The 20993-nt window shown below is 68.8% G+C and carries 20 protein-coding genes and 1 pseudogene; 13 read left to right on the forward strand and 8 right to left on the reverse strand.

All coding sequences use genetic code 11. The annotated features are described in order from the left end of the window. Positions 1-134: 134 nt before the first annotated feature. The 4 genes from AC1DO7_RS25925 to gcvA all read right to left on the reverse strand — a co-directional run bounded on the left by AC1DO7_RS25925 (position 135) and on the right by gcvA (position 2371). Entirely contained in the window at positions 135-542 is a 408-nt protein-coding gene (locus tag AC1DO7_RS25925; protein ID WP_441623969.1) for a hypothetical protein, read from the reverse strand. A gap of 12 nt (positions 543-554) precedes the next feature. Continuing rightward, entirely contained in the window at positions 555-1109 is a 555-nt protein-coding gene (locus tag AC1DO7_RS25930) for an RNA polymerase sigma factor (protein WP_441623971.1), read from the reverse strand. An 80-nt stretch (positions 1110-1189) separates the two neighbouring features. Continuing rightward, positions 1190-1297 carry a lipoprotein gene (locus AC1DO7_RS25935; RefSeq protein WP_441623973.1) on the reverse strand — a complete coding sequence of 36 codons (108 nt, stop codon included), beginning with the start codon at positions 1295-1297 and terminating at the stop codon, positions 1190-1192. Between the two features lie 171 nt (positions 1298-1468). After that, positions 1469-2371, reverse strand: coding sequence for a transcriptional regulator GcvA (gene gcvA / locus AC1DO7_RS25940; protein WP_477116719.1), 903 nt, complete (start codon positions 2369-2371; stop codon positions 1469-1471). A gap of 167 nt (positions 2372-2538) precedes the next feature. On the opposite strand from gcvA, the gene AC1DO7_RS25945 reads away from it, so the two are divergent. The 3 genes from AC1DO7_RS25945 to AC1DO7_RS25955 all read left to right on the forward strand — a co-directional run bounded on the left by AC1DO7_RS25945 (position 2539) and on the right by AC1DO7_RS25955 (position 5472). Then, positions 2539-3522: a Bug family tripartite tricarboxylate transporter substrate binding protein gene (locus tag AC1DO7_RS25945; RefSeq protein ID WP_441623977.1), complete on the forward strand. Its 984-nt coding sequence runs from the start codon at positions 2539-2541 to the stop codon at positions 3520-3522. 12 nt (positions 3523-3534) lie between these two features. Beyond that, positions 3535-4416: an N-formylglutamate amidohydrolase gene (locus AC1DO7_RS25950; protein WP_441623979.1), complete on the forward strand. Its 882-nt coding sequence runs from the start codon at positions 3535-3537 to the stop codon at positions 4414-4416. 249 nt (positions 4417-4665) lie between these two features. After that, positions 4666-5472: a BspC domain-containing protein gene (locus AC1DO7_RS25955; protein WP_441623981.1), complete on the forward strand. Its 807-nt coding sequence runs from the start codon at positions 4666-4668 to the stop codon at positions 5470-5472. A 58-nt stretch (positions 5473-5530) separates the two neighbouring features. Here AC1DO7_RS25955 and AC1DO7_RS25960 read toward each other — a convergent pair whose 3' ends face one another. Together AC1DO7_RS25960 and yaaA are read right to left on the reverse strand one after the other, a co-directional pair. Continuing rightward, positions 5531-6673, reverse strand: coding sequence for a M14 family metallopeptidase (locus tag AC1DO7_RS25960; RefSeq protein ID WP_441623983.1), 1143 nt, complete (start codon positions 6671-6673; stop codon positions 5531-5533). A gap of 72 nt (positions 6674-6745) precedes the next feature. Further along, a complete protein-coding gene (gene yaaA / locus AC1DO7_RS25965) occupies positions 6746-7531 on the reverse strand; it encodes a peroxide stress protein YaaA (protein ID WP_441623985.1) in 786 nt (261 codons plus the stop codon). A 39-nt stretch (positions 7532-7570) separates the two neighbouring features. Here yaaA and AC1DO7_RS25970 point away from each other — a divergent pair, with 39 nt between their 5' ends. Then, positions 7571-8086, forward strand: coding sequence for a putative toxin-antitoxin system toxin component, PIN family (locus AC1DO7_RS25970; protein ID WP_477116720.1), 516 nt, complete (start codon positions 7571-7573; stop codon positions 8084-8086). A gap of 75 nt (positions 8087-8161) precedes the next feature. Then, on the forward strand, positions 8162-9340 hold the full coding sequence (locus tag AC1DO7_RS25975) for a pyridoxal phosphate-dependent aminotransferase (RefSeq protein WP_477116721.1): 1179 nt from the start codon (positions 8162-8164) through the stop codon (positions 9338-9340). Positions 9341-9429: 89 nt separating this feature from the next. Here AC1DO7_RS25975 and AC1DO7_RS25980 read toward each other — a convergent pair whose 3' ends face one another. Next, a complete protein-coding gene (locus AC1DO7_RS25980) occupies positions 9430-10071 on the reverse strand; it encodes a glutathione S-transferase (RefSeq protein ID WP_441623991.1) in 642 nt (213 codons plus the stop codon). A gap of 218 nt (positions 10072-10289) precedes the next feature. On the opposite strand from AC1DO7_RS25980, the gene AC1DO7_RS25985 reads away from it, so the two are divergent. From AC1DO7_RS25985 to AC1DO7_RS26005, 5 genes are all read left to right on the forward strand, one after another. Further along, complete coding sequence (locus tag AC1DO7_RS25985; protein WP_477116722.1) at positions 10290-11813, forward strand: 3-hydroxyacyl-CoA dehydrogenase; 1524 nt, start codon at positions 10290-10292, stop codon at positions 11811-11813. 100 nt (positions 11814-11913) lie between these two features. Further along, a complete protein-coding gene (locus AC1DO7_RS25990) occupies positions 11914-12693 on the forward strand; it encodes an oxepin-CoA hydrolase, alternative type (RefSeq protein WP_441623995.1) in 780 nt (259 codons plus the stop codon). An 83-nt stretch (positions 12694-12776) separates the two neighbouring features. Continuing rightward, complete coding sequence (locus AC1DO7_RS25995) at positions 12777-13511, forward strand: histidine phosphatase family protein (protein ID WP_441623996.1); 735 nt, start codon at positions 12777-12779, stop codon at positions 13509-13511. A gap of 116 nt (positions 13512-13627) precedes the next feature. Then, complete coding sequence (locus AC1DO7_RS26000) at positions 13628-14704, forward strand: phosphotransferase (RefSeq protein WP_477116723.1); 1077 nt, start codon at positions 13628-13630, stop codon at positions 14702-14704. Between the two features lie 287 nt (positions 14705-14991). Next, the gene (locus tag AC1DO7_RS26005; protein WP_441624000.1) at positions 14992-15999 is read left to right on the forward strand and encodes a Bug family tripartite tricarboxylate transporter substrate binding protein; all 1008 of its coding nucleotides are present in this window, start codon (positions 14992-14994) and stop codon (positions 15997-15999) included. Positions 16000-16103: 104 nt separating this feature from the next. On the opposite strand, the gene ggt is transcribed toward AC1DO7_RS26005, so the two are convergent. Then, on the reverse strand, positions 16104-17975 hold the full coding sequence (gene ggt / locus AC1DO7_RS26010) for a gamma-glutamyltransferase (protein WP_441624002.1): 1872 nt from the start codon (positions 17973-17975) through the stop codon (positions 16104-16106). A 237-nt stretch (positions 17976-18212) separates the two neighbouring features. On the opposite strand from ggt, the gene AC1DO7_RS26015 reads away from it, so the two are divergent. From AC1DO7_RS26015 to AC1DO7_RS26025, 3 genes and pseudogenes are all read left to right on the forward strand, one after another. Further along, complete coding sequence (locus tag AC1DO7_RS26015; RefSeq protein WP_441624004.1) at positions 18213-20033, forward strand: vWA domain-containing protein; 1821 nt, start codon at positions 18213-18215, stop codon at positions 20031-20033. A 162-nt stretch (positions 20034-20195) separates the two neighbouring features. Further along, on the forward strand, positions 20196-20792 hold the full coding sequence (locus AC1DO7_RS26020) for an RNA polymerase sigma factor (RefSeq protein ID WP_441643663.1): 597 nt from the start codon (positions 20196-20198) through the stop codon (positions 20790-20792). Further along, positions 20789-20993: pseudogene (locus AC1DO7_RS26025) on the forward strand (hypothetical protein); the annotation flags it as partial. The gene AC1DO7_RS26020 and the pseudogene AC1DO7_RS26025, both read left to right, overlap by 4 nt.

Genomic DNA, 20993 nt, shown 5'->3' on the forward strand with positions numbered 1-20993 from the left:
CGGCTGCGTGGCCGCCGCCGCGCGCTCACCCGTGTACCAACGGTAGCCGCCACCGCCAATGGCGCCGAGCAGGAACACGTTGACCAGCACCGAGACCGCCAGCGCCACCTTGAACCGCTTCGGCATCCCCTCGCTCATTCGTCGCTCCCGCTATGTGCCATACCGCCGAAGGCGGTGGTCGCGTAAGGCAGGTCGATCGCCGCGGGTGCCGGCAAGGTGGCCAGCACGGCCGACACCAGCAATGCGCCCGCTACCGTGCCGGCCAGCCCCGCGCCGGCCAGGCCGAGGCCCGACCACCACCACGGCGCGCGCGCGGGGCGCGCCGCCGGCGCGCCGGCGGCGATGCGCCGCATCAACGCGGCATCGGGAGCGGCCACCACATGCCCGGCCAGCAGGGCGTCGAGCGCCGCGGCCTGCGCCAGTGCCGCGCGATGCTCGGGCAGCGCGGCCATGGCCTGGCCCGCGGCCCGTTCGCCGGCCGGCCAGTGCGCCGGATCGGCACCGTATGCCTCGGTCAGTGCGCGAAATCTCTCGGGTGTCATCGCATTTCCTCATCAGGGCCGCTGGCCGCCCGCTGCCAGCATCTCGCGCAGGCCGCGCCGCGCGCGCGCCAGCAGGCTTTCCAGCGCTTCGGTGCTGACGCCCATCAGTGCCGCCGCCTCCTCGTTGGACAACTCCTGGTAGTAATGCAGGACCAGTGCCTCGCGCTGACGCGCGGGCAGCCGCGCCAGCGCCGCGGCCACGCGCGAGCCCTGCATGGCCGCCTCCATCGCTTCTTCCGGACCGGCCTGCGGCGTGGCCTGTTCGGGCACGTCCTCGATGGCCTGCCCGCGCTCGCCGCGCAGGCGGTCGTAGCAGAGATTCAACGCGACCTTGTACAGCCAGGTGTCGAAGCGGGCCCGCCCCGGCTGCCAGCGCCCGGCCTGCTTCCACAGGCGCACGAACACTTCCTGGGCCACGTCTTCCGCCTCTGCCCGGTCGCCTAGCATGCGCGTGGCCAGCGCCAGCACGCGCGGCAGCTTGCGCGCGACCAGCTCGCGCACGGCGGCCGCGTCATGCCTGCCGACCCGCGCCAGCAGGACATCGTCGTCCGGATCCTTGTCGCTCAATGGGTGTGGTCTCGCTGGGGATCGTTGCGCCCGCCATGGTTGCCCGTGCCGCGCCGCCCCCGGGCAGGCGCGGCCCCTCCTCAGTAAACGTAGACCGGCGCGCGGTGATAGTAGGCCGGCCGTGCCGGCACGACCACGCAACCTGCCAGCGAAGCGGCAAGCAGTGCCGCGATCAGCACGCGTTTCATATCGTCCCCCCTCCTGTCATCGCCGGCGGCGGCGTGGGCTTGCGCATGAGCATCTCCAGTCGACCGCCGCGCGACAGGCGCGGCATGCCTTCTGTCATGTCTCTTAAACGTGCGCCGACAGGAAATCCGTCGGGCAAAAGCGTAAGAATTGATTACAGCGCGGGACGACCCTCACACGACCACGTCCACCCCTTCCATCACCCACTGGCGGAATGTCTGCAGCGCCGGCAGGTGCTGCTTCTGCTCCGGATAGCACAGGTAATAGCCCTTCTTGCTCAGCACGCGCGCGGGATGCGCCACGACCAGCGCGCCGGTGGCCAGTTCTTCCTCGATCAGGCAGCGCGGGATCAGTGCGATGCCCAGTCCCGACATGGCCGCCTGGGTGAGCAGCGAGAACTGGTCGAAACGCGCGCCGCTCCATGCCTTGCGCGTGGCCACGCCCAGCTCGGCGAACCAGTCCGGCCATGCCTCGGGCACGGTCGTGTGATGCAACAGCGGATAGCGCAGCAGGGCCGAAGGCGCGCGTGCCATGTCATCGGGCTCGCCCGTGAGCAGGCCGGGCCGGCACACCGGCAGCACTTCGCGTCCGGTCATGTAGTCGGCCAGGCTGCCCGGCCACACGCCGTCGCCGAAGCGGATGGCGGCGTCGAGATCGGGCTGGGAGAAATCGTAGCCCTGCGCATGCGGCACGAACTCCAGGCTGACATCGGGATGCTTCTCGAAGAACTGCGGCAGGCGCGGAATCAGCCACTTGGCGCCCAGGGTGGGCATGCTGGCGATATGAAGGGTGCCGCCGCGCCCCTGGCGGGCGATCAGTTCCACCGTGGCGGCTTCGATCTCGGTCAGGCTGGGGCGGATGCGGTCGAGGTAACGCTGGCCGGCATCGGTCAGCATCAGGCGCTGGCGCACGCGCTCGAACAATTCCACGCCGAGAAAGGCCTCCAGGCTGCRCACCTGCTTGCTGACGGCCCCTTGCGTCACATGAAGCTCGCGCGCCGCCACGGTGAAGCTGTTATAGCGCGCGGCGGCCTCGAAGGCCTGCAATTCAGTCAGCGACGGACACAAGCGTCGCATAGGTTACCCCTCACTTCACTACCAAATGGAATGATCACGCGATTTTATTTCGTTTGCGGCCTGCGTGCACGAACAAGCAGAATCGGGGCAGGCAGCTTTGACTTACTTCCAAGACCTTTCCGCCCTCCGCTTCTCTCCTCCTCGCCTTCTCCTTCAGGAACCCAACCATGCAACGCCGTAACATGCTCCGCCTCCTTGCCGCCACCGGCGCCGTCGCCGCCGGCCTGTCGCTGCCGGCAGCGGCCCAGGGTACCTACCCGACCAAGCCGATCACGCTGGTGGTGCCCTTCCCCGCTGGCGGCACCACGGACATCGTGGCGCGCATCGTGGCCGACAAGCTCGGCCAGCAGCTGGGCCAGGCGGTGGTGGTGGACAACCGCGGCGGCGCCGGCGGCAGCATCGGCACCGCATTCCTGGCCAAGGCCGCAGCGGATGGCTACACCCTGGGCATCGCCACGGCTTCCACGCACGGCATCAATCCGGCGGTGTACCCGCGCCTGGCCTATGACGCCACCAAGGACTTCACCACCATCACCAACCTGGCCTCCGTGCCCAACGTGATGAGCATCAACCCGGCAGTCAAGGCCAACGACATGAAGGCCTTCATCGCCCTGGCCAAGGCCCAGCCGAACAAGATGGCCTACGGCTCGGCGGGCAACGGCAGCGTGTCGCACATGATGGGCGAGCTGTTCAAGATGAGCAGCAAGACCGAGCTGCTGCACGTGCCTTACAAGGGCGTGGGCCCCGCGCTGAACGATGCGCTGGCCAACCAGGTGCAGGTGCTGTTCGACAACCTGCCGTCCTCGCTGCCCTTCATCGAAGGCGGCAAGCTGCGCGCCCTGGCGGTGGCTTCGCCCAAGCGCGTGCCGGCCCTGCCCAATGTGCCGACCTTCGCCGAACTCGGCCTGCCCGAAGTCAACGATGCATCGTGGTTCGGCCTGATCGCGCCGGCCAACCTGCCGGCCGACCTGCAGGCCAAGCTGCACGACGCCACCGTGAAGGTGCTTGCGCAACCGGAAGTCAAGGCTAAGCTTGAGAAGCTGGGCGCGGTGCCGGTCGGCAACACGCCGGCGCAGTTCGCCGCACAGATCAAGAGCGAAGTGGCGAAGAACAAGCGCATCGCCGGCGCAGCCAAGATCTCCCTGGATTAACCGAAGCTCATCATGACGGAAGCAGACCGAAAGACCGGGCTCACTCCCTACCTCCTGCAACTGCCGCAAGGTGAGAGCAGCCCGCTCTTTCTCGATTCGCCGCATAGCGCCACCACCTACCCGGCCGACTTCCGGCCGGCCGCCGGACTGCCCCTGCCGCTGCTGCGCCAGGCCGAGGACACCTTTGTCGACGAGTTGTACGCCGACGCCCCCGCACGCGGCATTGCGCTGCTGTGCGCGGGCTTCCCGCGCAGCTACCTCGATGCCAACCGCGGCATCGAGGAAATCGACGAAGCCGTGCTCGACGCGCCCTGGCCCGGCCCGCGCCAGGAAACCTCCAAGACCCGGCTCGGCAAGGGCCTGGTGTGGCGCGTGCTCGATACCGGCGAAGCCATCTACGACCGCAAGCTGAGCGTGGCCGAGGTGCAGGCACGCATCGCGCAGTACTACCTGCCCTACTACGCGCAGCTGCAGAAACTCGCGGACCAGGCCGTCGCGCAGCACGGCAGTGCGTGGCACATCAACTGCCATTCGATGCCGAGCGAAGCGGCGCAGTACGCCACGGAACACCCGGGCCTGCAGCATCCGGACTTCGTGGTCGGCGACCGCGACGGCACCACCTGCGACACGCGCTTCACCGACCGCGTCGAAGCCGTGCTGAAGGAACTGGGCTATGACGTCTGGCGCAACCACCCCTACAAGGGCGTGGAGATCGTGCGCGTGGTAGGCCAGCCGGCACAGCGCCGCCACAGCCTGCAGCTGGAGATCAACCGCAAGTTGTACATGGACGAAGTGGGTCTCGTGCACAACGCGGGCTTCGGCAAGCTCAAGGCGGATCTCAATCATCTGCTCGACGAGCTCAAGGCTTTCGTCACGACGACCCCGGCCCGCTGATCCCTGGCGCCTGCCACGCCCATGCGCGGCAGGCGGCGCGGCTGTGCAATGCAGCCGCGCAGACGTGCCCGGCAAGCGGCATGGCGCCCGCATTCATCGCCATCGCGATCGCGGCAATACCTCGGAGAACGCAGCGGAAGAACCTAGGGTAGTACCTAGGATCGGGAGATTTCGGAACTTTGGGGCATGGCTTTCCTCTATCATGGCAGACCTTTGCCAACCCCTTTTGCCTCAAAGCAAGACGATCCCGTGATCCGACGAATCTCCGACCTGATCGGCCGCCGCCTGTGCGCGCTCGCTGCCGCAGTGGCAGGTGCGATCGCCCTGGCGGGCTGCGCCGATACCCCGCTCAACGATAGCGATGCCGTGGCGAGCACGCCAGGCACCGCCACCGCGGCCGCCAAGGCCGCCACGCCGGCGCCGGCCGCCACCCGTTTGCCGCCTTCCCCGTCCGCCACGCCGCCCACCAAGACCGTGACCTTGCCCGCGCAAGGCCGCGTGAGCCTGGCCGAGTACCGCGCGCAGATGCGCCAGCAACTGATGCAGACCGAGAACGCCAGCGCCGACGTGGCCGACTGCGCGGCGCACGCCAGCTGGGTGGTGCCGCGCTCGGCCAGCTTCGATGCGCTGAAGATTCCCACCGGTGCGCTCGGCGCCGGCCAGGCCACGGTGGAACCGTGGGATGGACGCTTCTCGCAAGGCAAGCAAGCCGTGCCGGTAAGCTCCGTGGTGACCTTCGCCGCCACCGCGCACAAACGCAATGCCGAGGCGCAGTGGGAACCGGTCAAGGTGCGCTGCGGCTATGCCGAAGGCATGATGCTGGCCTACGAACTGCTCGATGGCAGCGGCACCGTCATCAGCGAGCCGGCGGCCGCGCCCGCGGTACACGGCAACACCCGCCAGGCCGCCAGCGCCAAGGGGCACAAAGGCAGCAAGGCGGCCAAGTCCGGCTCGGGCAAGGCTTCCGGCACCAAGTCCACCAAGGCGTCGAGCAGCAGCAGCAGCAAATCCACCACCAAGAGCACCAGCAAGTCCGGCAAGAAAGCGCAGCACTGACGTCGCCTGATGCCGGGGACAAGGCAGGCCGCGTCCGACGCGGCCTGCTGCCTTGCGCTCAGTCCAGCTGCGCGAGGATCGCCTGCAGCATGGCCGCGCCCAGCAGCGCGCTGCGCGCGCCGTTCCAGCCCACCGACGGATCAGGCTGGTCGGCATTGTCCTTGAACGGCATCTCCAGCGTCAGCGACAGGCAGCCGAAGGTATGGCCGATGTACTTCGAGGCCAGCTTGAGCGCATCCGCGTTGTACTTGCTCGCCGCATAGCCGTACACATCCTGGAAGTCCGGCGTGGCGCGCTTGAATGCTTCGATGAAGCGCTGCTGCTCGGCGCGTTGCGCCTCGGTGAAGCCCGGCAGCATCTCGCTGCCGGCGACGAAGTTATAGGGCAGGCCCTCGTCGCCGTGGATATCGAAGAACATGTCGCAGCCGGTCGCCTCGATGGCGCGGCGCACGTGGTACACCTCCGGGCTGGTCTGCGGGTCCGGCGCCATCCATTCGCGGTTCAGGTTGGCCCCGGCCGCGTTGGTGCGCAGATTGCCGCGCGCGGCGCCGTCCGGGTTCATGTTCGGCACGATATGGAACACGGCGCGCGCCAGCAGGCTGCGCGCGACCGGGTCGCCGGCCCACAAGCCGGTACCGGTCAGGCGCTGCAGCACGCCTTCGCAGAACCACTCGGCCATGGTTTCGCCGGGATGCTGGCGCGCGATCATCCAGATGGTCTTCTTGCCCTCGCCGGCCTTGCCGATGGTCACCGCGGTCATGTCGCGGCCGTCCACCGTGCTGCCCAGGTGCGACAGGCTGGCCAGCGGCGAGCGCTGGCAGGCGGCCAGCAGCGACAGGTGGCGATCTTCGGAATACGGCTCGAAGTACGCCAGCCAGACGCTGTCGTGCTCCGGCGTGAACGAGACCGTCATGGTGCTGCCGTCAAAGGCAGTGGGCACGCGGAACCAGTGCGCGCGGTCGTACGAGGCCACGGCCTGGTAGCCCCGCCAGCCATCCGGGTAAGTGCAGTCGCCCGCATTCAGGAACTGCAGGCTGCAGGCCTGGCCGGCCGCGCCCTGCAGGCGAAAATGGAACCACTGGCGGAATTCCGCGTGCGAGTCGGCGCGGATGCGCAGCCGGATATCGCTGGCCTGCGCGAGCGATTCGACCTCGATGGCGCCTGCGTCGAAGCTGGCGGAGATATGCAGGGCTGGTGTCATGGCTTGTGGATTCTCGAAAGCGTGTGCAGGAGCGCGTCGGCGCCGGTGCGTGAGCGGGCAGGCGGTTGCCGCTCAGTCCTCCAGGCGCCGGCGGAACACCCAGCGCGCATCGTCCGACGCCTCATTGTCGAAGGCATAGCCATCCTCGGCGAAGCGCTTGAGCTTGGCCGGCTCGGTGATCCGGTGGGTCACCGCGTAGCGCGTCATGGTGCCGCGGGCGCGCTTGGCATGGAAGGAAATGATCTTGTAGCGGCCACCCTTCCAGTCCTCGAACACCGGCGTGACGATGCGCGCGCCGAGCACCTTGGGGCGCACCACCTTGAAATACTCCTCGGAAGCGAGGTTCACCAGCACCGGCTGGCCTTCGGCCTTCTGCGCCTTGAAGTCTTCCTGCAGCAGCCTGGTGACGTCGTCGCCCCAGAAGGCGTAGAGGTCCTTGCCGGCAGCCGTATCCAGGCGCGTGCCCATCTCCAGGCGGTAGGGCTGCATCCAGTCCAGCGGGCGCAGCACGCCATACAGGCCGGAGAGGATGCGCACATGCTTCTGCGCAAACGCAAGGTCGTCGGTGGACAGGGACGGCGCGTTCAGGCCTTCGTACACATCGCCGTTGAAGGCCAGCACGGCCTGCTTGCTGTTGGCGGCCGAGAACTCGGGGGACCAGTCGCCGTAGCGCGTGGCGTTGAGCACGGCGAGCTTGTCGGAGATATCCATCAGCGCGCCGATATCCTGCGGGGCGAGCTTGCGCAAGCGCTCGATCAGCACCGCCGAGCGCTCGATGAAACGCGGCAGCGTATGGGTCTTCAGACGCGCGGGCGTCTCGTAGTCGAGCGACTTGGCAGGGGACAGGACGATGAGCATGGCAAAATCGCGGCAAACACAAAGACCAGATTGTAACGAATGCCATCACACTCCACCGAAGCCACCGCCGCCGCCGCGCCGCGGGTGGTGCTTGACTCCAATATCTGGGTTGACCTGCTGGTGTTCGCCGACCCGCATGCCGAGCCCATCCGGGCCGCGCTGCGCGCCGGCGCCATCGCCGCCGTGATCCGCCCGGACTGCCGCGAGGAACTGCGCCGGGTGCTGGCCTATCCGCAATTCGCCCATTTTGGCGTCGACATCCCCGCCGCCATGGCTACCGTGGACAGCCTCACCACCCTCATGGCGATTCCCGCCGAGGCCGACACGCTGGCGGCGCGCCTGCCGCGCTGCCGCGACACCGACGACCAGAAATTCATCGAACTGGCGCACTTTGCCGGGGCCGCCTGCCTGGTTTCCAAGGACAAGGCCGTGCTCAAGCTCAAGGGTCGCCTGCGCCGCCAGAGCGGCGTGGACATCCTGCTGCCGCAGGCCTTTCCGGCCTGGCTGGCGGCGCGCGYGGGTGACGCCCCGCAGGCGCCGGCCGATCCCCGCTAGAATGCCGGGATCGCTTCCTGCCCATTGACCATCCGGACCGTTCCTCCCGACCGTCCCAGCCTGACGCAGCTTCCCATGTCCAGCCAAGCCTCCTTCCTGCCGCCCCCGCTCACGCCGCCGCCTTCGCGCCTGCCCAAGGTCGGCACCACTATCTTCACCGTGATGTCGGCGCTGGCCGCCGAGCGCAATGCAGTCAACCTCGGCCAGGGTTTCCCGGACTTCGACTGCGACCCGAGGATCGTCGACGCCGTCGCGCATTCCATGCGCTCGGGCCTGAACCAGTACCCGCCGATGGCAGGCGTGCCCAAGCTGCGCCAGGCCATCGCCGACAAGATCGGCAAGCTCTATGGCCACGCCTACGACTGGGACAGCGAGATCACGGTCACGGCCGGCGCCACCCAGGGCATTCTCACCAGCATCCTGTGCGCGGTGCATCCGGGCGACGAAGTGATCGTGCTCGAGCCGTGCTACGACAGCTACATCCCGGCCATCGAGCTGGCCGGCGGCAAGGTGGTATCGGTCGCGCTCGACGCGCCGCATTTCCGCGTGCCCTTCGACCGCATCGCCGCGGCCATCACGCCGCGCACGCGCATGCTGATGATCAACACGCCGCACAATCCCACCGGCACCATCTGGCGCGCCGGCGACATGGAGCGCCTGACCGCGCTGCTGGCCGGCACCGACATCCTGCTGCTGTCCGACGAAGTCTATGAACACATGGTGTTCGACGGCCAGCCGCATGAATCGGTCTCGCGCCATCCGGAGCTGGCCCGCCGCAGCTTCGTGGTGTCGAGCTTCGGCAAGACCTACCACGTGACCGGCTGGAAGGTCGGCTACGTCGCCGCGCCGGCGGCGCTCTCGGCCGAATTCCGCAAGGTGCACCAGTTCAACGTATTCACGGTCAACACGCCCGTGCAGCACGGCCTGGCCGACTACATGGCCGACCCCGCGCCGTATCTCGGCCTGGCCGACTTCTACCAGGCCAAGCGGGACTTCTTCCGCGCCGGGCTGGCCACCACCCGCTTCAAGCTGCTGCCGTCCGACGGCACCTACTTCCAGTGCGTGGACTACTCGGCCGTCTCGAACATGAGCGAAGCCGATTTCTCGATGTGGCTGACGAAGGAAATCGGCGTCGCGGCGATCCCGGTGTCGGCCTTCTACTCGCAGCCGCGCGAATCCGCCGTGGTGCGGTTCTGCTTCGCCAAGAAGGAGCAGACGCTGGCGCTGGCGCTGGAGCGGCTGAAGAATCTGTAAGGGATTTCCGGGGATTTCCCGGTGTTTCCGGGGCCTCGGGGTCCACGCCTCAAGGCCCGCGGCGGCGCACGCGGGGAGCCGCGCCCCCCTTACTTCCTCCGGCTGAGCATCAGCTCCGTATTTGCCTTGCGCTCCGCATTCACCCTCTGCACCGAAGGGCGCTCCGACATGCGCTTGAGATAGTCCTTGACCGGCAGCTCGGCCAGCATGTCGTCGCCGTAGATGATTTTCGTGCACGACGAGATCAGCGGCAGGTGCACGATCGCCGCGCAGTCGGCCAGCGTGAAGGTGTCGCCGGCGATATACGGCGAGAACTTCGCCAGCCTGGCAAACCCCGGGATATAGCGTTCGAGCAGCTTGCGCTGCCGCTCCTTGGTGCCGTCGCTCACCTTGCCGCCGAAGAAGGCCTCGGGGTACAGCTCGCGCGCGGTCAGCTCCAGGTAGAGCTCCAGGAAGGTCACCAGTTCGCGCACCTTGCCGGCCTGGTACGGGTCCGCCGGCAGCAGCGGCAATTGCGGGTAGGTGGACTCGATATAGGCGTCCAGCACTTCGGACTCGCACAGCGGGCCGCGATCGGTGATCATGTAGGGCACCTTGCCCAGGGGCGATGCATCGTGATCGGTTTCGCCGAGCCAGGCCAGCACTTCCTCGAACGGCAGGTTCTTTTCCAGCAAGGCCAGCTTGACCTTGTTGTAGTAGTTGCTGGCGGAAAATCCGCAGAGCTTCAGCATGTCGTCTCTCTCCTCGTTATGGGTGGCCACGGCGTGGCCCCGCAATTCATCGTCATACACCGTCCGGCGCGCAAGGAACCGGCAGGCATGTGGGCCATGGCAGACTCTGGCGGCTGCCTGTGGCCGATCAGCGCACGCCGCTTGCACCCGGCGACTGTCGCGGATGATGCAGAAAACGTACGATCGTGCTAATTTAACCACAACTTTCTGGACGGACTATGAGCACTTTCACCATCGACACCCTCGGCATCGTGGGCACCGGCGCCATGGGCCGGGGCATCGCGCAGATCGCCGCGCAGGCCGGCCTGACCGTCAGCCTGTACGACACCAACCCGCAGGCCGTGGCGGCCGCGCGGCAGTACCTGCAGGATACCTTCGCCAAGCTGACCGAGAAGGGCARGATGAGCGCCGAATCCAGCGCGGCCGCGCTGGCGCGCGTGCTGCCCTGCAATGCGCTCGAAGACCTGGCCGGCTGCGACATGGTGCTGGAAGCCATCGTCGAGCGCCTGGAAGTCAAGCGTGAGCTGGTGGCCAGGCTCGAAGCCATCCTGCGCCCGGATGCCGTGATCGCCTCCAACACCTCTTCGCTGTCGGTCACCGCGATCGCGGTCGGCGCGAAGCACCCGGGTCGCGTCGCCGGCTACCACTTCTTCAACCCGGTGCCGCTGATGAAGGTGGTCGAGGTGATCGACGGCCTGTCGGGCGACCCCGCCGTGGGCGATGCGCTGATGGCACTGTCGCGCCGCCTGGGTCATACCCCGGTGCGCTGCAAGGACATGCCCGGCTTCATCGTCAACCACGCCGGCCGCGGCATGAACATCGAAGGCCTGAAGGTTGCGCAGGAAGGCGTGGCCGGGTTCGCCGACATCGACGCCATCATGCGCGAGCAGGCAGGCTTCCGCATGGGCCCGTTCGAGCTGATGGACCTGACCGGGCTGGACGTGTCGCACCCGGTGATGGAATCGATCTACAACCAGTTCTACCAGGAASCGCGCTACCGYCCGTCGCCGATCACGGCGATCCGCTCGGTGGGCGGCCTGATCGGCCGCAAGGCCGGCGCCGGTTTCTACCGCTATGCCGACGGCCAGAAGCAGTTGCCCGCCACCACCGCGGCGCCCGCCACGCGCCCCGCCAGCGTGTGGGTGAGCCGTGCAGACGAACGCGGCCACGCCATGGCCGTCAAGCTGATCCACGCACTCGGCATGACGCCCGAAGCCGGCAACCTGCCGTCTGGCGAAGCCCTGATCGTAGTCACGCCGCTGGGCCTGGACGCCACCACCTGCGCGCTGCAGGAAGGCCTGGATCCCGCCCGCGTGGTCGCCATCGACACGCTGATGCCGTTCGAGGCCACCAAGCGCCGCACGCTGATGACCACGCCGGCCACCACCGCCGACATGCGCGAAGCCGCGCACGGCCTGTTCGCGGCCGACGGCGTGCCGGTCACGGTGATCCGTGACTCGGCCGGCTTCGTGGCCCAGCGCATCATCAGCTGCATCGTCAATATCGCCAGCGACATCGCGCAGCAGCGCATCGCCACGCCGGTCGACATCGACCTGGCCGTGAACCTGGGCCTGGGCTATCCCAAGGGCCCGCTGGCGCTGGGCGACGCGATCGGCCCGCACCTCGTGCTGACCGTGCTGCGCAACCTGGAGCGCCTGACCGGCGACATGCGCTACCGCCCCAGCCCGTGGCTGTGGCGCCGCGCCGGCCTCGGCCTGTCGCTGCTGGCCGAAGAGCAGTAATCCCGCGACCGCAAGCCCCCAGGGCTTGCGGTCGTTTCGCATCTGATTGCGCTGTCGCGGCCATGCTCCGCGCCAGCCCCGTTTCCGCCACCGAGCCGCCATGACCGCACAGCTGCTTTCCGAACGCGTCGACACCACCCTGGTGCTGACCATCTCGAACCCCGAGGCACGCAACGCACTGCACCCGGACATCTACGCGGCGTCGCAGGAAGCGCTGGAGCTGGCCTCGCGCGACGACGAAGTGCGCGCGGTGGTGATCACCGGCGCCGACGGCGTCTTCTGCGCCGGCGGCAACCTCAACCGCCTGCTCGGCAACCGCGCCAAGCCGCAGTCGGTGCAGGCCGAGAGCATCGAGGTCCTCAACCACTGGATCGAAACGCTGCACGCCTTTCCCAAGCCCATCATCGCGGCGGTGGAAGGCCCCGCGGCGGGCGCCGGCTTCTCGCTGGTGCTGGCCTGCGATTTCGTGGTGGCCGCCAGCGACGCCAAGTTCGTCATGGCCTATGTCAAGGTCGGCCTCACGCCAGACGGCGGTGGCTCCTACGAGCTGGCGCGCGCCCTGCCGCGCCAGCTGGCCTCCGAGCTGATGATGGAGGGCAAGCCCGCGGATGCCGCGCGCCTGGCCCATTTCGGCCTGGTCAACCGCGTGGTGGCGCCAGGCCAGGCGCTCACCGAGGCGCTGCGCCTGGGCGAATCGCTGGCCGCGCAGTCGCCGCACGCGGTGGGCCGCATCAAGGGACTGATCAACCATGCGGGCACCGCCAGCCTGACCGAGCACCTGGCCGAGGAGCGCGACAACTTCGTGGCCGCGCTGCACCACAAGGACGGCGGCGAAGGCATCGGCGCCTTCCTGGAGAAGCGCAAGCCGCGCTACCGCTAGRCACCCGGGCAGCAGCGCATCCGCGCACCGAGCCACGCATGCCCGCGCAGACGGGCAACAGCAAAACAGCACCGGAGACACGCATGGAAATGCCGCCCTCGCCCCGCCGCCGCGTCTACCTGATGCGGCATGGCGCGGTGACCTACTTCGACGAGACCGGCCGCCCCGCGCTGCCCGAACTCGTGCCGCTGAACGAAACCGGGCGCGCCCAGGCCAGCGCCGCCGGCCGCGCCTTTGCCGCCGAACAGGTGCGCTTCGACCGCATCATCGTCAGCGGCCTGCCGCGCACCGTGGAAACCTCCGAGCGCGTGCTGGCGGAAATCCCGGGCATGGCCGACGCCGCGCTCGAAACCTGGCCCGCGCTGCAGGAAATCCGCGGCGGCAAGCTGGCCGGCATCGGCGACGACAAGCTGCGCGATGCCTTCATCGGCGCCTTCGAAGGCGAAGTGCCCGAAGACAAGCGCTTTCTCGACGGCGAGAGCGTGGGCGAATTCCTCGACCGCGTGCTGCCGCAACTGCAACGCCTGCGCGACGACCCCGGCTGGGACACTGCCCTGCTGGTGCTGCACGGCGGCACCAACCGCGCCATCCTCTCCCACGCCATCGCCTGCGGGCGCCGCGTGTTCTACGGCAGCCTGATGCAGACCGCCGGCTGCATCAATGTGCTGGACGTGGGCGACGCGCCCGCGGACTGGGTGGTACGCATGCTGAACTATTCGCCGCCTACGCCGGTGCACAGCGGCACGCGCCACACCACGATGGAAGTGCTGCTGCACCAGTACCTGCGCTTTCGCGACCTGCAGGCGCCGCCACGCTAGGCATGCCCGCGCGGAAACCGAATCGCGCAACGCAATACACTCTGCTCACGCAGACCCGAATCCAAGAAGACCAGACGACGCGGCATACCCGGAAACACCGAAATAACGGAGACAGCATGAGCAACAACGTTTCGAACTTCGAAGGCACGCGGCCGGTGGCCGAGCAGCAACGCTTCGACCTGGCCGCGCTGGAAGCCYGGATGGGCGAGCACGTGGCCGGCTTTGCCGGCCCGCTGACCATCGAGCAGTTCAAGGGCGGGCAGTCCAACCCCACCTTCAAGCTGATCACGCCGGGACAGACCTACGTGATGCGCGCCAAGCCCGGCCCGAAGGCCAAGCTGCTGCCCTCGGCCCACGCCATCGAGCGCGAATACCGCGTGATGGCCGCGCTGGCCGGCACCGACGTGCCCGTGGCGAAGATGTACGCCATGTGCGAGGACGAGGGCGTGATCGGCCGCGCCTTCTACATCATGGAATTCGTCGCCGGCCGCGTGCTGTGGGACCAGTCCCTGCCCGGCATGACGACGGCCGAACGCGGGGCCATCTATGACGAGATGAACCGTGTCATCTCCGCGCTGCATACCGTCGACTACAAGGCCATCGGCCTGGGCGACTACGGCAAGCCGGGCAACTACTTCTCGCGCCAGATCGAGCGCTGGACCAAGCAGTACAAGCTGTCCGAGACCGAGAGCATTCCCGCCATGGATTCGCTCATGGCCTGGCTGCCCGACCACATCCCGCAGGAAGATGCCGACCTGACCTCGATCGTCCACGGCGACTACCGGCTCGACAATCTCATGTTCCACCCCACCGAGCCGCGCGTGCTGGCCGTGCTCGACTGGGAACTGTCCACGCTCGGCCATCCGATGGCCGACTTCGGCTACCACTGCATGAGCTGGCACATCGCCCCGGGCCAGTTCCGCGGCATCGCCGGGCTGGACTACACGAGCCTGGGCATCCCGGATGAAGCCGCGTACCGCCGCACCTACGAGAAGCGCACCGGCCGGCCGATCACCGGCGACTGGAATTTCTACCTGGCCTTCAGCATGTTCCGCATCGCCGGGATCCTGCAGGGCATCATGAAGCGCGTGGTGGACGGCACGGCGTCGTCGGCGCAGGCACTGGATGCCGGCAAGCGCGCGCGCCCGATGGCCGAAATGGGCTGGGAGTACGCGAAGAAGGCAAAGCAATAAGGCCAGGCAACGAAGAAAGCGCTCTCGCTGCTCTCGCTGCACTCCAGCGCTGCCTGTTGCCATGAAGAGCCTCTTCCCCGACGGGGAAGAGGCTCTTTTCTTTCCGCACCAGTTGTCATATCACACGATATGTGTGGCAGCCTGCCCGCAGCCGGAAAGGTGCGACCCGGGAGGCACAGCCCGACATTATTGTCATAAATCCGCCCCTAGACCTTCCCCGGACTTCAGGCTATCATCAAACAGATACGACAACATACAACACCCATACAATAACGGAGACAGCAGCAATGCCGACCAGCCGCCGTACGTTCCTCTCCCAGCTCTCCGCCCTGGGCGCCACCGCCGCTGCGGGCGGCCTGGGCACCGCAGGTACCCTCCTGTCCTCCGCCGCACAGGCAGCCGACTGGCCCACCCACCCCATCCGCATGGTCGTGCCCTACCCGGCTGGCGGCTCGTCGGACATCATCGCCCGCCTGATCAGCAAGCAGCTCGGCGAAGCGCTCGGCCAGCCCATCGTGGTGGACAACCGCCCCGGCGCCAACGGCAATATCGGCGCGGCAATGGTGGCGCAGGCCGGCACCGACAACCACACGCTGCTGCTGTGCGACGTCGGCGCGCTGGCCATCAGCCCATCCGTCTACACCAAGCTCACCTTCGATCCGGGCAAGGCCCTGAAGGGCGTGTCGATGCTGGCTTACTCGCCGCACCTGCTGGTGGTCCACCCCTCCGTGCAGGCCAACAACCTGAAGGAACTGGTGGAGCTTTCCAAGCGCACCCAGCTCAATTTCGCCGTCACCGCCATCGGCAGCGCGCCGCACCTGGCTGGCGTGGCGGTGGCGCAGGCCACCGGCGCCAAGTGGCAGTACGTGCCCTACAAGGGCGGCTCGCAGGCCGTGGCCGATACCGTGGGCGGCGTGGCGCAGGTGCTGATGAACGGGATGCTGGCAACGCTGCCGCAGGTGCAGGCCGGCAAGCTCAAGGTGCTGGCGGTGTCCAAGAAGACACGCATGCCGCTGGTCGGGCAGGTGCCGACCATCGCAGAACAGGGCGTGCCCGGCTTCGAGTCCGGCACCTGGCAAGGCGTGATGGCGCCGGCCGCGATGCCCGATGCGCTGGTGGCGCGCATCAGCGCCGAGCTGATCCGCATCATCCGCTTGCCCGAGGTACGGGCCCAGCTGGCCGGCCAGGGCGCCGAGGTGGTGACCATGACGCCGCAGGAGACCAACAAGTTCTTCGTGGCCGAGCGGGCGCGCTGGGCCGCGGTGGTGAAGCAGGCCGACGTGCGGCTGGACTGAGCGGCCCCGCCAGACCCGCGCCTTCCCGGCAAACAAAAAGGCCGACTCTCCGCGAGTCGGCCTTTTTGCATGGGGTGCGCCAGCCGCATGCGCCGGCGCTGCGCTCAGTCTCCCAGCGCCACCCCTTCACGCCGCGGGTCGGCACCGCCCGCCCACGCCCACTTCCCGTCCGGGCGCTGGCGCCGCATGATGGCCTGCGTGCCGCTGGTCATCTCGATCTGCGCCACCTGGTGCCCGCGTTCCGTCAGGCCCTGCGCCAGCGCCGGGCTGACCAGTCCGGCTTCCAGTTCGGTCGGGCCGTTACGGCTGCCGAAGTTGGGCAGGTTGATCGCGGCCTGCACGTCCATGTTCCAGTCCAGCAGGCCCACCAGCGTCTTGGAGACGTACTCGATGATCTGCGAACCGCCGGGCGAGCCTACCGTGGCCACCAGCTTGCCGGTCTCGCGGTCGAACACCAGCGTCGGCGCCATCGACGAGCGCGGGCGCTTGCCCGCCTGCACGCGGTTGGCGACCGGCTTGCCGTTCTCGCTCGGCACGAACGAGAAATCGGTGAGCTGGTTGTTCAGCACGAAGCCGCGCACCATCAGGTGCGAGCCGAAATAGCTCTCCACCGTGGTGGTCATGGAGATCGCGCCGCCGGCACTGTCCACGGCCACGATCTGCGAGGTGGACACACGCGGCGGCGAGCGGTCCGGCGCCAGCGCGACGCTGGTGCCGGGCGGCACGCCGGGCTCGGCCTTGCCCATGCTCTTGTCGCCGATCAGGCTGGCGCGCTGGGCCAGGTAGGCCGAGTTGATCAGGCCGGCCACGTTGACCGGCACGAAGTCCGCGTCGGCCACGTAGAGGCCGCGGTCGGCATAGGCCAGCCGCCCCGCTTCGGACACCACGTGCACGGCATCGACGGTGGGTTCCAGGCCGGCCGGCGAGTTCACCTGCCGGGGCGCCATCGCGGCCAGCGCATACCTCGGATCCTTGGCCTCCAGCGCCTGCAGCGTGCCGAGCATCTGCGCGATGGCGATGCCGCCCGACGACGGTGGCGGCATGCCGCAGACCTTCCAGCGCTTGTAGTCGCTGCAGACCGGCGCGCGCTCCTTGGCGCGGTAGTCGCGCAGGTCCGTCAGCGAGAGCGAGCCCGGGTTGGCGCTGCCATTGACCTGCTTGACGATCTCGCCGGCGATCGGCCCGGTGTACAGCGCATTGGGCCCGCGCCGCGCGATCTCGCGCAGGGTCCGGGCCAGCGCCGGGTTCTTCAGCATGGTGCCGACCGGCTTGGCCTTGCCATCCGGCGTGAGGAAGTAGGCCGCCATCTCGGGCGAGTTCGGCAGGAACTTGTCGGCGGCGATCTGCGTATAGAGGCGTGGCGAGATCGGGAAGCCCTTCTCGGCCAGGTCGATGGCGGGCTGGAACAGCTTGGCCCAGGCCAGCTTGCCGTGCTGGCGGTGCGCCAGCTCGAGCGCGCGCAGCACGCCAGGCGTGCCCACCGAACGGCCGCCGATCTGGCCTTCGCTGAAGCTCATCGGCTTGCCGTCGGCACGCATGAAGAGGTTCTCGTCGGCGCCGGCGGGCGCGGTCTCGCGGCCATCGTAGGACTGCACGCGCTTGCCGTCCCAGTACATGATGAACGCGCCGCCGCCGATGCCGGTGGCCTGCGGCTCGACCAGGGTCAGCACGGCCTGCATGGCGATCGCCGCATCGATGGCGGAGCCACCGTCGCGCAGGATCTTGCGGCCCGCCTCGGTAGCCAGCGGGTTGGCCGCCGCGGCCATATGCCTGTCGGCGAACGTGGTGGTCATGCCCTGCCGGTAGCCCGAGGCCACTTCCGGCGCCGGCGGCATGGCGGTGGCCGGCGCGGCGGGCGCGGTGCTTGCCGCAGGCGGCGCGCTGGTCGGGGTCGAGCAGGCGCCTAGCAGCGCAAGCGCCGCGGCCGCCGCGAGCGGGCCGCGCCAGAGCGCCGTTGAATATACCTGGATTGCCATGCCTACCTCCTCCGGGGGGAAAGCCGCCATTGTAGGGCGTCGGCACGCGTGCGACACCCGCAGCAAACTGCGGGACAGCCCCGATGGACCGCGCGCGGCAATCGTGGGCCATCGGGCGGCGACCGGGCCGAGCGATTTTTTTTTCGCCGCGCCAACCCCACCGGCAAGCCTGGCTCGTTTCACTGGCAGCGCCCTGCCGCCGGCACCGCCGGCGCGGCCCTTTCCGGAGAAATGAACATGCACAAGCGCCTGGTAGTCCTGGCCGTTGCCCTGGCAATGGCCGCGTGTGGCGGACCGTCCCCCAGCCCGCAGGCGAGCCCCGCCGGCGACGACAACGGCGCGGCCGCCCAGCCGCCGGCTTCGTTGCCCGGGCGCAGCGCCGCGCACACGGCGACGCCGCCCGCGCCCCCTGCCGCTACCACCACGCCCGCCACCCCCGCCACGCCCGCCACCACCGGGCCCGCGGCCAAGGCCAGCCGGGCCGAAGCGTTCGCCGGCGCCGCTGCCGATGCCCGCGCGCCGGCGATGCGCCACCTGCCCGCGGCACCCGCGCCCATGGCGATGATCGCGCCCTCCCCGCAGCCAGCCTGGCGTGGCGAACCCGAGCGCGAGCGCTACGCCGCCATCGACGAGAACGGCGTGCAGCAGGTTGCGCAGGCGCCGGTCTCCACCTTCAGCATCGATGTCGATACCGGCAGCTACAGCAATGTGCGCCGCATGCTCAACGCAGGCCGCCTGCCGCCGGCCGATGCCGTGCGCGTGGAAGAAATGGTCAACTACTTCCCCTACGACTACGCGCAGCCGCGCGATGGCCGGCCCTTCGCGGTGCACGTCGCGGCCGCGCCGGCCCCCTGGCACGCCAGCAATGTGCTGCTGCGCATCGGCATCAAGGCCGCCGACGCCGCGCGCGAAAGCCTGCCACCCGCCAACCTGGTGTTCCTGGTCGACGTGTCCGGCTCGATGTATTCGCCCGACAAGCTTCCGCTGCTGAAGGCATCGCTCAAGCTGCTCACCGGCGCGCTGCGCCCGCAGGACCGCATCACGCTGGTCACCTACGCCAGCGGCACGCGCGTGGTGCTGCCGCCCACGCCAGGCAGCGACAAGACCGCCATCTCGGCGGCCATCGACGCCCTGGTGGCGGGCGGATCCACCGCGGGCGCGAGCGGCATCGCGCTGGCCTACCAGGCCGCGCAGCAGAGCTTTATCGCCGGTGGCATCAACCGCGTGCTGCTGGCCACCGACGGCGACTTCAACGTCGGCATCACCGACTTCCGCCAGCTCAAGGACATGGTCGCGGAGAAGCGCAAGTCGGGCGTGTCGCTGTCCACGCTGGGCTTCGGCACCGGCAACTACAACGACCAGCTCATGGAGCAGCTGGCCGATGCGGGCGACGGCGCCTACTCGTATATCGACAACCTGATGGAAGGCCGCAAGGTGCTGGTGGAGGAGATGAGTTCCACGCTTGCCACGGTGGCGCGCGACGTCAAGATCCAGGTCGAGTTCAATCCGGCCACGGTCAAGGAATACCGCCTGATCGGCTACGAAAACCGCGCGCTCAGGCGCGAGGATTTCAACAATGACCAGGTCGACGCCGGCGATATCGGCGCGGGGCATACGGTGACCGCGCTCTATGAGCTGACGCTGGCAGGGCAGCCCGGCCTGCTCGATCCGCTGCGCTACCAGCCGCAGCCGCAAGGCGCGAACAGCGGCACCGGCGAGCTGGCCCATGTGAAGTTGCGCTACAAGCGCGCGCAGGCCCAGGCCAGCGAGTTGCTGGAGCTGGCGGTGCCGGCCGGCGCGGTGCGTCCGCTGGCGCAGGCCGACGATGCCTTCCGCTTCGCCACGGCGGTGGCCGGCTTCGGCCAGGCCTTGCGCGGCGGCAGCCATGTCGGCACCTGGAGCTATGCCGATGCGCGCGCGCTGGCGCTCGGCGCGCGCGGCGGCGACCGCTTCGGCTATCGCGGCGAGTTCATTCAGTTGGTGGACCTGGCACAGGCCCTGTCGACGCGCGCGCCGCTGGCGCAGGGCGACGGCCCCGCGCCGCAGCCGCAGCGCTGAAGGCGGAGTGATGACGGAGGTGCGATGACGGCGGGCGCCACGCAGGCGCGTGCTGCATCGCACCCGGCGGGGCGCGCTCGCGGCGGCACGGGGCGCTGTCATATACTGCCGCGCATGAATGCCTCCGCGCCCGGCGCCCCGCCCGACCGCATGCCTGCCGGCATGCCAGACCAACCCGCCTCCAGCCTGTCGGCGTTGCCGGACACCGACCTCATGCTGCTGGTCGCCAACGGCCTGATCGAGCAGCCGGTGGCCGAGCTGTTCCGCCGCCACAACGCCGCACTGTACAACTACGTGGCCTGGCTGTGCCAGGGCAACACGGGCGAGGCCGAGGACGTGACCCAGAAGACCTGGGTCAAGCTGATGACCCGCTGCGGCGACTACCAGCCCAGCGCGGCGCTGCGCACCTTCCTGTTCCAGATCGCGCGCAACACCTGGCTCGACACGCTGCGCGGCGCCTACGAGCGCCAGCGCGATACGCTCGACGAAGACCATCTCGCCCTGCCCGCCGACGACCTCAGCCCCGAGGCCGAGGCGAGCCTGCGGCAGAATCTGCAAGGCGTGCGGCAGGCGCTGATGGCGCTGCCGGCCGCGCAGCGGGAAGTGATCGTGCTGCGCTTCTTCAGCGAGATGAGCGTGGAGGAGATCGCGCAGACGCTGGGAGAGAAATTCGAAACCATCAAGAGCCGGCTGCGCTACGCCTTTGCGCGCCTGCGCGAGAGCCTGGCGGCCGTGGCGCCGCAGGAGCGGCAGCCATGAGCGCGGACGAGCGATTCATTGCCGGCGAAGACCGGCTCGCGGCGCTGCTGCGCACGCTGCCGCCGTTTGCGCCGCCGCCTTCGCTGGAAGCGTCGGTGATGGCGGTGGCGCGCGCGGCGCAGGCCGCGCGCCAGGCACACGCCGCCGCGCCCGCCGTGCCCCCCGCGCCCGGATCGCCCCGGCCGGCAGCCGATGCGGTGT

Source organism: Cupriavidus sp. 05N40 (assembly GCF_056397305.1).